This window comes from Pseudomonas sp. EMN2 (assembly GCF_009650555.1).
Lineage (GTDB): Bacteria > Pseudomonadota > Gammaproteobacteria > Pseudomonadales > Pseudomonadaceae > Aquipseudomonas > Aquipseudomonas sichuanensis.
Genome location: NZ_VZZR01000100.1, coordinates 1 through 11,980, shown reverse-complemented (window position 1 = coordinate 11,980; position 11,980 = coordinate 1). Strand labels below are relative to the sequence as shown.

Sequence of the window (11,980 nt, the reverse complement as noted above, 5' to 3'; positions counted from 1 at the left end):
GCAAGGCGTGCAGTCCCGCTTTTGGCACATGTGCGGCCTTGTGGGTGCGCTAAGATCCTGCGCGTGAACCCTTTTCCCACAGGAGTGCCGTCCGTGACCGAATACACCGCGTTCAAGGTTGAACTGACCGACAACATCGCCCACGTGCAAATCAACCGCCCGGACAAGATCAACGCGATGAATGCCGCCTTCTGGGAGGAGATCGTCGACATCTTCCAGTGGATCGACGACACCGACGCGGTGCGCGCCGTGGTGATCAGTGGCGCCGGCAAGCATTTCTCCTCGGGCATCGACCTGATGATGCTGGCCTCGCTGGCCGGCCAGCTGGGCAAGGACGTCGGCCGCAACGCCCGCCTGCTGCGCCGCACCATCCTGCGCATGCAAAGCTCGTTCAACGCCGTGGACAACTGCCGCAAGCCGGTGCTGGCGGCGATCCAGGGTTACTGCATCGGTGGCGCCATCGACCTGGTCTCGGCCTGCGACATGCGCTACTGCGCCAGCGACGCACAGTTTTCGATCAAGGAAATCGACATGGGCATGGCCGCCGATGTCGGCACCCTGCAACGTTTGCCGCGTATCATCGGCGACGGCATCATGCGCGAGCTGGCCTTTACCGGGCGCATGGTCGATGCCGAAGAGGCGCTGCGCATCGGCCTGGTCAACCGGGTTTATGCCGACCACGCCGCATTGCTCGATGGAGTCTTTGCCATTGCCCGCGAGATTGCCGCAAAATCACCGATCGCGGTGGCCGGCACCAAGGAGCTGATCAGCTACATGCGTGACCATCGCGTCGACGATGGCCTGGAGTACATTGCCACCTGGAACGCCGCCATGTTGCAGTCCGAAGACCTGCGCGTGGCGGTGGCCGCCCACATGAGCAAACAGCAACCGACGTTCGCCGACTGACCCCGTTGGCGGGCGCCTTCAAGGGACCGCAACGATGTCAGCACGCTGGACAACCGCAGTACTCGACCCGCAGATCACCGGGGGGCTGGCCGTCGCCCGCAGCCCGGAAGGGTTCCTGGTGGACGCCAATGGCGCGCTGTTCCCCCGCGACTGGCTCAAGCGTCAGGCACTGGACGTGCTGTGCGAGCACGGCATCGGCCACTTCGACGGCCAGCCGGTGTTCCTGCTCGAACTGCGCAGCGCCGGCGAGGTGCCGGGCTGCGCCTGGCAGGGCTTGCGCCGGTTCATGCTCGAAGGCGACTTCGACACCTACAAGGTGCTGGGTTACGCCGCGCAGATCGGCACCTGGGCCCGCGAGCACCGCTTCTGCGGCAGCTGTGGCCAGGCGATGACGCAGATCCACTGGGAGCGGGCGATGTACTGCCAGCCCTGCGACCTGCGCAGCTACCCGCGCATTTCACCGAGCATGATCGTGCTGGTTACCCGTGGCGACGAGGTGCTGCTGGCGCGCTCGCCGCGTTTCGTGACGGGCGTCTACAGCACCCTGGCCGGTTTTGCCGAGCCAGGCGAGTCGGCCGAGGACTGCCTGGTGCGCGAGGTGCGCGAAGAGGTGGCGGTGGAGGTGAAGAACATCCAGTACGTCGGCAGCCAGTGCTGGCCGTTCCCGCACTCGATGATGCTCGGTTTCCATGCCGAGTACGCCGGTGGCGAGATCGTCATGCAGCCGGACGAGATCGAGGATGCGCAGTGGTTCAGCGTGCACGAGCTGCCGCCGCTGCCGGCCGGGCGCTCCATCGCCCGCTACCTGATCGACTTGTATGTGGCGCGGCGCTTAGGCCTGGCCGAACCAGTGCTGCCACGCTAGGCGGACGGTCAACGCCAGCACCACGGCGATGAACACCGGGCGGATGAACTTGCTGCCGCCGCTGATCGCCGTGCGTGCGCCGAAGAACGCGCCGACCATCACCGACAGGCCCATACACAGGCCGACGATGTAGTCCACCTGCCCGGAAATGATGAACACCGTCAGCGCCGCGATGTTGCTGACGAAGTTCATGCTGCGCGCCACGCCGCTGGCGCGGACCAGGTCGATGGGGTAGAGCAGCAGCGTGCTGACGGTCCAGAACGCGCCGGTGCCGGGGCCGGCGACGCCGTCGTAGAAACCCAGGGTGAAGCCTTGGGGGAACTGCCATTTCTTCTTGATCGGCGCATCGGCGTCCAGCGGCGCCTTGGGCGTGCCGCCGAACAGCAGGTAGACGCCGCAGGCGAAGACGATCACCGGCAGCATCTTGTTCAGCCATTCGGCCGGCATGTAATGGGCCACCACCGCACCCAGCAGCGCGCCCGCCAGGGTGCCTGCAATCGCCTGGCGCCACTGCGCCGGGTGGAACAGCTTGCGACGGTAGTAGGTGATGCTGGCCGTGGCCGCGCCGAAGGTGGAGCTGAGCTTGTTGGTGCCCAGCACCAGGTGCGGCGGCATGCCGGCGGTGAGCAGCGCCGGGGTGGTCAGCAGGCCGCCGCCACCGGCGATGGCATCGATGAAACCGGCGACGAAGGCGACCAGGGCGAGGATCAGCAGGGTGAGCGGTTCTACGGTGAGTTCGAAGGGCATGGGGGTCGGCAGGCTGGAAGGCAGGGGTGCGGCAAACTGCCGCGCTAGAGGGGTGACATGGTAAGCCGCCAAGTGTGTGTTGTCAGCACCGACGCCATCGCGGGGCAAGCCCGCTCCCACGCCTCAGCCTGAGCGCCGCGTGGGAGCGGGCTTGCCCCGCGATGGACTTTAAAGGAACCAGCGATACTCCCGCGCACTCACCTCCTGCATGAACGCCAGATGGTCCTGGCGCTTGTTCTCGCAATACACCATCACGAACTCCGCCCCCAGCCCTTCATTCACCGCCGGATGCCCGCGCATGGCCGCCACCGCGCCGAGCATGTCCTTGGGGAAGTCGATGCCGCTGCCACGGTCCTCGTTCAGCGGCGCAATCGGCTCCTGCCCGGCATCGAGTCCGTGCTCCATACCGCACAGGATCGCCGCCAGCACCAGGTACGGGTTGGCATCCGCCCCCGCCAGGCGATGTTCGATCCGCAGGTTGCGCGGGTCCGACTCGGGAATGCGGATGCACGCGTCGCGGTCTTCGAAGCCCCAGCTGGCGCGGCTGGCGGCATTGACCATGGCGCCGTAGCGGCGGAATGCGTTGTGGTTGGCGGCAAAGATCGGCATGCAGTGCGGCAACAGCTCCAGGCAGCCGGCCACGGCGTGGCGCAGGGGGCGTTGGTCGTTGGCCGCGAGCAGGTTGTTGCCTTGCTTGTCGTACAGGCTGACGTGCACATGCATGCCACTGCCCGGCGCCTGCAGGTACGGCTTGCTCATGAACGAGGCGCGCAGCCCGTGCTTGAGCGCCACGCCGCGGGTGCTGCGGCAGAACAGCGCCGCCCAGTCGGCGGCGCGCAGGCCGTCGTCGCAGTGGCCGAAGTTGATCTCGAACTGGCCCGGGCCCAGCTCGGCGGTGATGACGTTGGCGTCCACCCCTTGCGCGTTGGCGGTCTTGACCATGTCGCGCAGCACGTCGGAGAAGCGTGACAGGCGCTCGATATGCATGTTCGGCTGGTCGTCGGCGTCGTCACTGAACGGGTCGTGGGGGAACTGCGGCAGGCCTTCCTTGAGCGCCCGGTCGAACAGGTAGAACTCCAACTCGAACGCCACCACCGGGCGGATACTGCGACGTTCCAGGCGCTGCAGCACGCGGGCGAGCACTTCGCGCGGTTCGAATTCGATGGGGGCAGCGGTGCCGTCGGAGCTGATCAGCATCTGCCCCAGCGGCTCGCGCTCCCAGCTCACCGGCTTGAGCGTGCCGGGCACCAGGCGCCGCGGGGCGTCGGGGTCGCCGTCGTTGAAGCAGTAGTCGCCAATCGGGAACAGCCCGCCTTGCACGCCCAGCAGTACGCAGTTCTGTGGCAGCTTCAGCGGGCTGCCAGCGGCGACCTTTTCCAGCATGTCGATGGGGTAGCGCTTGCCGTAGAAGTGCCCGGGGATGTCCAGGCTGATCAGGTCGACGTAGCGCACCTGCGGGTGCTGGGCGCGGAAGGCGCGGACTTCGCTGAGCAGGTCGGGCATTGTTTTTGTAGTTGTCATGGTCATGCTCTTAACGGAAGACCCAGAGGACCCGGGTCGGCTCGGTGGTGAGGTTGGCGTAGCGAAACTGGCTGTGTGGCGGCAGCTGGAAGCTGTCGTTGGGGTACAGGGTGACGGCCTCGTCACGGCCTTCGAGCCACAGCGTCAGCTCGCCTTCGAGGACGAAGCCGCCCTGTTCCGAGCTGTCGTCCAGGTGCCCGTCGCCACTGCTGGCACCCGGTGCCAGGTGGCTTTCGAGCATGGCGAAGCGGCCATTGAGGGTGGGCGAGGCCAGCACGTCGGTGACGCCGGCGGCGTAGTACAGGGTGCGCCGTTCGCCGGGGCGGGTGACCCAGTCGATCTCCCGTGGCGGCACGGCCTGGTAGAAGTAGGTGGTCGGTACCTGCAGGGCTTCGCTGATGGCGGTGAGGTCGGCCACGGTCGGGCGCGACAGGCCGCGCTCTACCTGCGAGAGGAAGCCCAGCGAGCGGTTGACCCGCCCGGCCAGCTCGTCAAGCGTCAGGCCACGGTGCTTGCGCAGGTCGCGCACCAGCCGCGCCAGGGCTTGGCTGTCGTCGGTCAACTCAGACATGGTCGCGCATCCTGTACCAGGCCTTGGCCGCCGCCTCCAGGGGGGCAGCCAGCAGGTCGCCGCCGGGGAAGCGGCCGTTGTCGATGCCCTGGTACAGCGCCAGCAAGTCGTCGTCGCCGAGGATCGCGTCGCTGACCGCCCGCGCCCCGGCCAGGGTCGGCAGCACGCCGTGCCCGGAGAAGCCTTGCAGCCAGTAGCGCTGGCCTTGGCGGCCGATGTCCGGGGTGCGCTGGATGCTGCAGTCGATATGGCCGCCCCAGGCATGTTCGATGGCTACCCCGCGCAGTTGCGGGAACACCCGTTCCAGGTAGGGGCGGGTGGCGGCGGCGACATCCTTGGGGATGCCGCCAAGGTAGGTGCAGCCACCGCCGAACAACAGGCGGTGGTCGGGGGTGAGGCGGAAGTAGTCGGGGACGAACTGGTTGTCGATCACGCAACTGTTGCGTGGCAGCAGCGAGGCGGCGAAGTCGGCGTCCAGCGGCGCGGTGGCCACCTGGTAGGAGCCCACCGGCAGCAGGCGCCGCGCCAGGTTGCGGTCGAGCCGGTCGATGTAGGCGTTGCAGGCCAGCACCAGCACGCTGCTGCGCACTTCGCCCTTGTCGGTGCGGGCGACGAAGCCTTCGGCCGTTTCGTGGTAGTCGAGCACCTGGCTCTGTTCGAAGATGCGCCCGCCGGCCTGTTCGATCGTGGCGGCCAGGCCCTGGGCCAGTTTCAGCGGGTTGAGGTGGGCGCCGTTGGGGTCCAGCAGGGCGGCCTGGTAGCGTGGGCTGTCGATCCACTCGGGCAGCTCGTCGCGGCCGATCAGGCGCAGGCAGTCGTAGCCGAATTTCTCTGCCGCGTCGCGTTGCGCTTCTTCCAGCAGCTTTACCCGCCGGGGCAGCACGGCAGTCCACAGGCTGCCGAGGCGGTAGTCGATGTCGAAGCCGTGGCGCGCCGGCAACTCGCCCATCTCGCGGGCGGCCCAGCACATGCTGTCCCACAGGCGCCGGCTGCGCTCCAGGCCCAGGGCCTTTTCCAGCGGCGGCATGTCGCAGGACCAGCCCGGCAGGGCCTGGCCACCATTGCGCCCGGAGGCGGCCCAGGCGACGCGGCTGGCTTCGAGCAAGGTTACGCGTTTACCGGCCAGGGCCAGGCGCAGGGCAGTGTGCAGGCCGCTGAAACCGGCGCCGATGATGAGGATGTCGGTGTCGTGCTGGCCGTGCAGGGTAGGGCGCAGGGGGATGGCGCTGGGGTAGGTCTGGGCGTAGTAGCTGGCGACGTGCTGGGCGGATTGCTTGAACATGCCGGTGCCTCGTGAAATTTGTTTTGATTATTTTCATGAAAAAATAGCAGATAAATTTCATTGCGCCAGTGGGAAGAAGTTGGCGATATGATCCGGGGACCGCGTTCGGCCTGCTTACTTGACGTGGGAGCGGGCTTGCCCCGCGATGCGTTGCGCCCCTCGACAATCACTAAAAGACCCTGCCCATGCGCCGCCTACCATCGCTAACCGCCCTGCGCACCTTCGAATGCGCCGCTCGCCATGGCCACTTCGGCCGCGCCGCCGCCGAGCTGTGCGTGACCGACAGCGCCGTCAGCCACCAGATCCGCCAACTGGAAGAACAACTCGGCGTCGCCCTGTTCGAGCGGGTCGGCCGTCAGGTGCGCCCGAGCGCCGAGGCCGAGCGCCTGCTGCACCACCTGCAGCAGGCCTTCGAACTGATCGGCAAGGCCTGCGACGAGCTGCGCGACCCGGCTTCCCAGGCCGTGCTGCGGGTGGCGGTAACGGCGGAGCTGGCGCAGAAATGGCTGGTGGCAAGGCTGGCCGACTTCGGCAGCCGCTACCCGCACATCACCCTGCACCTGCACGACCAGCCGATCGACGCCGGCGCCCCGGCGCTGGACGTCGACCTGGCCATCACCTACGGCACCAGCAACCTGGATGCCAGCACCCACTTCGTGCGGCCCTTGCCGCTGCTGCAGTTCTTCCCGGTGTGCAGCCCGGGGCTGTTCAACCAGGGCGGCCTCAAGCGCCCGCGCGACCTGGTGCGTCATTGCCTGTTGCACGACGATCAGGATGGCCGCACCTGGACCACCTGGCTGGCCACCCATGCCGAAGACGCCTTGCCCACCCGACAACTGTATTTCCCCCACGCCGCTCTGGCGCTGGAGGCGGCGTTGCTGGGGCAGGGCGTGGCCATGGGCGATAACCTCACCTGCCAGGCCGACCTGCAAAGTGGCCGTCTGGTGCGCCCGTTCAGCGCCAGCGTGACCGCCCAGGGGCAGTACGCGCTGGTGTGCGAGCGCCTGCGCCTGGAACGCGGCGCAGTGGCGCAATTCATCGAATGGTTCATCGAACAGCTGGGTGATAGTTGAATTCAATTCAGCTATCGCTGAGTTTTCATCGTTGGAAGGCAAAAGCGCCGCGGCGTAGCGTGCAGTCATCACTCACCGACCCCGAGGTTGACCCATGGCACGTTCGCTCACCACTACCCCCAAGGCCGATGGTTTCCGCTTGCCCGGCGAATTCGAAACCAAGGCCGGCTGCTGGCTCGGTTGGCCGGAGCGCCCGGATGTGTGGCGCAATGGCGGCAAGCCGGCGCAGAAGGTCTGGGTCGAGATCGTCACGGCCATCGCCAGCAGCGAGCCGGTGACCGTCTGTGCCTCCGCCGCCCAGTACGCCAACGCCCGTAACCTGCTGCCGGCCCATGTGCGGGTGGTGGAGATGACCTGCAACGACACCTGGTTCCGCGACAGCGGGCCGTGTTTCGTGGTCAACGATCAAAGCGGCCAGGTGCGCGGCGTGGACTTCGAGTTCAATGCCTACGGCGGCCTGGACGGCGGCCTCTATTACCCTTGGGACAAGGACGACCAGATCGCCCGCAAGATCCTCGAGATCGAAAACCTCGACCGCTACCGCGCGCCCTTGATCGCCGAGCTGGGCGGTATCCAGAGCGACGGTGAAGGCAGCCTGCTGACCACCGAGCAGTGCCTGCTCAACCGCAACCGCAACGCCCACCTGGGCAAGGATGAGGTGACCCGCCGGCTGCAGGACTACCTAGGCGCCGAGCAGGTGATCTGGCTGCCGCGCGGGTGCAAGTTCGACGAAACCGACGGCCATGTCGACGACCTGGCCTGCTTCGTGCGCCCCGGCGAGGTGGTGCTGCAATGGACCGATAACCGCGACGACCCGCAGTGGGAGATCTACCAGGAGGCCTATGACATCCTGCGCAGCACCCGCGACAGCCGTGGCCGCGCGCTCAAGGTGCACAAGCTGCCGCAGCCCGAAGTGCTGCGCTGGACGGCTGAAGAAGCGGCGGGCCTGGACCATGTCGATGGCACCCATGTGCGCCAGGCGGGTACGCAGATCTGCGCGTCCTACATCAACTACTACGCCGGCAACTCGGCGATCGTCGTGCCGCTGTTCGGCGACCGTAACGACAGCATCGCCCAGGCTACCCTGGCCGAGCTGTTCCCCGGCCATCGCATCATCGGCATCGAGAACAGCCGCGAGATCCTGCTCGGTGGCGGCAACGTCGCCTGCATCACCATGCCGCAATACGCTGGAGGTCGCCGCTGATGAAACGCCTGGCCCTCGCATTCGCCTTGGGCTGCATGGTGTCGGCGGCCACGGCCGCCGATGCCGACAAGCCCACGGTCAACCTGTACATCTGGGGCGAGTACCTGGCCCCGGACACCTTGGCCAACTTCGAGAAGGAAACCGGCATCCGCGTGGTGGCCGACCATTTCGATTCGCTGGAAACCGCCGAGACCAAGCTGCTCACCGGCGGCAGCGGCTACGACCTGGTGCTCAGCGCCGGCCAGCACCTGAGCCGGGCCATCGCCAGCGGCGCGCTGCAGCCGCTGGACAAGTCGCGCTTGCCGCACCTGCAAGGGGTAGGGGAGGCGTTTCTCGAGCACATGGCGGTGTTCGACCCGGGCAACCGCTACGCCGGCACCTACGCCTGGGGCACCACCGGCGTGGGCTTCCAGCAGCAGGCGGTGGCCGCGCGGCTGGCCGACGCACCCAAGGACAGCTGGGCGATGCTGTTCGACCCGCAGGTGGTGGCGAAATTCGCCGATTGCGGGGTCAGCCTGCTCAACGACCCCAACGAAGTGTTCGCGGCGGTGATGCGCTACATGGGCCTGGACATCAACCAGCAGCGGCTGGAGGACCTCAGGGCCGCCGAGGCGCAGCTGCGCAAGGTGCGCCCGTACATCCGCTATTTCGACAACGACCGCAACATCAATGACCTGGCCAATGGCGAGACCTGCGTGGCGATGTCGTGGAACGGCAACGTGGCCATCGCCCAGGCCCAGGCGCAGCAGGCCGGCAAGCCGTTCGGCCTGGACTACAGCATCCCCCGCGAGGGCACGTTGATCTGGCTCGATGCCTTGGTGGTGCCCAAGGACGCACCGCATCCGCAAGCGGCCTGGGCCTTGATGGACTACCTGATGCGCCCGGAGGTGATTGCGCCGATCACCGACAGCATCCACTACGCAAACGCCATCACGGCGGCCGACAACCTGGTGGATGCGCAGATCCGCAATGCCCCGGGTACCTACCCGCCGGCAGCGGTGCGGGCGCGGTTGTACAGCAAGAACGACAACAACAAGGCGTTCAACCGGGAGCTGACCCGGGCGTTCAGCCGTTTGAAGAGCGGCACCTGAACCTCAGTGCGCACCGGCATGGCGCCGTGCACGGCGCGCTTGCTGCGCTTTGGCCAGGGGCTGCGTGGGCAGTTGGTGGGGATGGGAATGCCGCCGCACGATGCGCAGCACGCCCCAGAGCATGGCGGCCGCAACGCTGAGCCACATGCCGAACAACATGAGGATTGCCATGGACAGGGTCATGAATGCCTCCTTCTGCGTGACGGGCAACGCGTCATCCCGGACACAGTTGATAGTCTAGCCCGGCGCCTGTGACGTTCCATTGACCGAAGGTCGAGTGCTTGGGCCGTTTGGTTCCAAGCACGGCCCGGGCTATACCCGGGCGCGGCGGCGGCCTATGATCGGTGGCCATGGCCGGGCGGCATCCGCCTGGCGTCGGAACAAGCGAGTGCCCATGTTGCAAGACCATCCCAAGTCCCGGGGTTTGAGCCCCCGTCGCCTGCTTGCCGCTTGCCTGGTGGCCGCAGCCTTGACCGGTTGCGCCAGCACACCCCCGGCGGCGCTCAAGAGCCTGCCGCAGCGGGTCGAGATCAGCAGCGTGCCGTTCTACCGCGGCAATGCCAACCACAGTGGCGCGATGGCGCTGGCGGCGCTGCTGTCGGCCAAGGGCGCGCCGATCACCCCGGGCTTGCTGGACAAGCCGCTGGGCCTGCCTGGGGCCGCCGAGTCGCTGGACAGCACGATCCCCAAGGTAGCGCGTGAATACGGCATGGTCGTGTACCCGTTGGACAAGCGGCTTGATGCGTTGCTGGCGCAAGTGGCCGCCGGTTACCCGGTGCTGCTGCGTTTTCAGGAAGGTTCGGCCTGGTGGAGCGAGCCACGTTATGCCGTGCTGATCGGTTATGACCGCTACAAGCAGCGGGTACTGCTGCGCGCAGGCATGCACCGGCGGCAGTTGATGAGCTTCGACAGTTTCGAGTCGGCGTGGGCCAAGGAAGGCAGTTGGGCGGTGCTGGTGCAGTCGCCTCGGCAGTTGCCGGCCCAGGTGGATCGCCAGCGCTGGTTGCAGGCGGCGGATGAGCTGGCGCGTTCGGGGCAGGAGATTGCGGCGAAGCAGGCGGTCAATAGCCTGGGGCATTGAGTAAAAAATCGCGGGGCAAGCCCGCTCCCACGCCAGGTATTGATAGGCGTGGGAGCGGGCTTGCCCCGCGACTGTTGTTGCGCTTGGTTTGTCAGAAGCCCAGACGGTCACGCAGGCTGTAGTACCAGGCGCCCAAGGCGCTGAACGGCACGCGCAGCATCTGGCCACCCGGGAACGGGTAGTGCGGCAGGCCGGCGAACGCGTCGAAGCGCTCGGCCTGGCCGCGCAGGGCCTCGGCCAGTACCTTGCCCGCCAGGTGAGTGTAGGTCACACCGTGGCCCGAGCAGCCTTGCGAGTAATAGATGTTGTCGCCGATGCGACCCACCTGCGGCAGGCGCGACAGGGTCAGCAGGAAGTTGCCGGTCCAGGCGAAGTCGATCTTCACGTCCTTGAGCTGCGGGAAGGCCTTGAGCATTTTCGGGCGGATGATCGCCTCGATGTTGGCCGGGTCGCGCGCGCCGTATACAACGCCACCGCCGAAGATCAGGCGCTTGTCGCCGGTCAGGCGGTAGTAGTCGAGCAGGTAGTTGCAGTCCTCGACGCAGTAGTCCTGCGGCAGCAGGGTGCGGGCCAGTTCCTCGCCCAGCGGCTCGGTGGTGATCACCTGGGTGCCGCATGGCATGGACTTGGCGGCCAGTTCCGGCACCAGGTTGCCCAGGTAGGCGTTGCCGGCGACGATGATGAACTTGGCGCGGACCTTGCCCTGCGGGGTGTGCACCACTGGGTTGGCGCCACGCTCGATGCGGATGGCCGGGGTCTGCTCATAGATGATGCCGCCCAGCGACTCGACCGCCGCGGCTTCGCCCAGGGCCAGGTTGAGCGGGTGGATATGGCCGCCGCTCATGTCGAGCATGCCGCCGACATAGCTGTCGCAGGCAACCACTTCACGGATGCGTTTCTGGTCCATCAGCTCCAGCTGGGTGTGGCCGAAGCGTTCCCACAGGCGTTTTTGCGATTCCAGGTGGCCCATCTGCTTGCTGGTCAGCGCGGCGAACACGCCGCCGTCCTTCAGGTCGCACTGGATGTTGTACTTGGCCACGCGCTCACGGATGATGCGCCCGCCCTCGAAGGCCATCTTGCCCAGCAGTTGTGCTTCTTTAGGGCCGACGGTGCGTTCGATCACGTCGATGTCGCGGCTGTAGCTGTTGACGATCTGACCGCCGTTGCGGCCCGAAGCGCCGAAGCCGACCTTGGCGGCCTCGACGATGCTCACCTTGAAGCCGTTCTCCAGCAGGAACAGGGCGCTGGACAGGCCGGTGTAGCCGGCACCGATGATGCACACATCGGTTTCCACCTCACCCTGCAGCGCCGGACGTGGCGGCACCGGGTTGGCCGAGGCGGCGTAGTAGGACTGGGGGTAGGGGGTAGTGGCCATGCTCGAGTAACCTCGTGTTTTATATTTTTAACGAATGTACCGATGCTATCAATAATAATAAACACCCGCTAGTCGTCCGGTGAAAATCCTTTACGCCGACCCTCTCGCTACCCATTTTCAAATATTTTTAAGATTCAGTAGCTTAGCGTGAAAAAAAGCGTTGACAGCGATTTTGTAACGCGTAGAATGCGCCCCACACGACAGGCACATAGCTCAGTTGGTTAGAGCACCACCTTGACATGGTGGGGGTCGTTGGTTCGAGTC

Annotated in this window: 12 protein-coding genes; 6 read left to right on the top strand and 6 right to left on the bottom strand. The window is 66.4% G+C overall.

Features of this window, described 5'->3' with window-relative positions; all coding sequences use genetic code 11:
- The first annotated feature begins 93 nt into the window (after window positions 1-93).
- Both F6X61_RS24130 and nudC read left to right on the top strand, forming a co-directional pair.
- Window positions 94-906: a crotonase/enoyl-CoA hydratase family protein gene (locus F6X61_RS24130; protein ID WP_153788858.1), complete on the top strand. Its 813-nt coding sequence runs from the start codon at window positions 94-96 to the stop codon at window positions 904-906.
- A 34-nt stretch (window positions 907-940) separates the two neighbouring features.
- Complete coding sequence (gene nudC / locus F6X61_RS24125) at window positions 941-1,771, top strand: NAD(+) diphosphatase (RefSeq protein WP_153788857.1); 831 nt, start codon at window positions 941-943, stop codon at window positions 1,769-1,771.
- Here the strand turns inward: nudC and F6X61_RS24120 are convergent.
- From F6X61_RS24120 to F6X61_RS24105, 4 genes are all read right to left on the bottom strand, one after another.
- The gene (locus tag F6X61_RS24120; protein ID WP_110994729.1) at window positions 1,739-2,518 is read right to left on the bottom strand and encodes a TSUP family transporter; all 780 of its coding nucleotides are present in this window, start codon (window positions 2,516-2,518) and stop codon (window positions 1,739-1,741) included. The genes nudC and F6X61_RS24120 overlap by 33 nt on opposite strands.
- Before the next feature lie 168 nt (window positions 2,519-2,686).
- A complete protein-coding gene (locus F6X61_RS24115; RefSeq protein WP_153788856.1) occupies window positions 2,687-4,039 on the bottom strand; it encodes a glutamine synthetase family protein in 1,353 nt (450 codons plus the stop codon).
- A gap of 10 nt (window positions 4,040-4,049) precedes the next feature.
- Window positions 4,050-4,610 (bottom strand): helix-turn-helix domain-containing protein, encoded by a 561-nt coding sequence (locus tag F6X61_RS24110; protein ID WP_153788855.1) that lies wholly within the window; start codon window positions 4,608-4,610, stop codon window positions 4,050-4,052.
- Window positions 4,603-5,892 (bottom strand): FAD-binding oxidoreductase, encoded by a 1,290-nt coding sequence (locus tag F6X61_RS24105; RefSeq protein ID WP_153788854.1) that lies wholly within the window; start codon window positions 5,890-5,892, stop codon window positions 4,603-4,605. Before F6X61_RS24105 ends, F6X61_RS24110 begins: the two co-directional genes overlap by 8 nt.
- Before the next feature lie 185 nt (window positions 5,893-6,077).
- Here F6X61_RS24105 and F6X61_RS24100 point away from each other — a divergent pair, with 185 nt between their 5' ends.
- From F6X61_RS24100 to F6X61_RS24090, 3 genes are all read left to right on the top strand, one after another.
- Window positions 6,078-6,965, top strand: coding sequence for a LysR substrate-binding domain-containing protein (locus F6X61_RS24100; RefSeq protein WP_153788853.1), 888 nt, complete (start codon window positions 6,078-6,080; stop codon window positions 6,963-6,965).
- Window positions 6,966-7,059: 94 nt separating this feature from the next.
- Window positions 7,060-8,169: an agmatine deiminase gene (aguA, locus tag F6X61_RS24095; RefSeq protein WP_153788852.1), complete on the top strand. Its 1,110-nt coding sequence runs from the start codon at window positions 7,060-7,062 to the stop codon at window positions 8,167-8,169.
- A complete protein-coding gene (locus tag F6X61_RS24090) occupies window positions 8,169-9,260 on the top strand; it encodes an extracellular solute-binding protein (protein WP_153788851.1) in 1,092 nt (363 codons plus the stop codon). Before aguA ends, F6X61_RS24090 begins: the two co-directional genes overlap by 1 nt.
- Window positions 9,261-9,263: 3 nt before the next feature.
- Here the strand turns inward: F6X61_RS24090 and F6X61_RS24085 are convergent, their stop codons facing one another.
- The gene (locus F6X61_RS24085) at window positions 9,264-9,443 is read right to left on the bottom strand and encodes a hypothetical protein (RefSeq protein ID WP_153788850.1); all 180 of its coding nucleotides are present in this window, start codon (window positions 9,441-9,443) and stop codon (window positions 9,264-9,266) included.
- A 154-nt stretch (window positions 9,444-9,597) separates the two neighbouring features.
- Here F6X61_RS24085 and F6X61_RS24080 point away from each other — a divergent pair, with 154 nt between their 5' ends.
- Window positions 9,598-10,341 carry a peptidase C39 family protein gene (locus F6X61_RS24080; RefSeq protein ID WP_153788849.1) on the top strand — a complete coding sequence of 248 codons (744 nt, stop codon included), beginning with the start codon at window positions 9,598-9,600 and terminating at the stop codon, window positions 10,339-10,341.
- 91 nt (window positions 10,342-10,432) lie between these two features.
- Here F6X61_RS24080 and F6X61_RS24075 read toward each other — a convergent pair whose 3' ends face one another.
- Window positions 10,433-11,716, bottom strand: coding sequence for an FAD-binding oxidoreductase (locus F6X61_RS24075; RefSeq protein WP_110994738.1), 1,284 nt, complete (start codon window positions 11,714-11,716; stop codon window positions 10,433-10,435).
- Between the last annotated feature and the right edge of the window lie 264 nt (window positions 11,717-11,980).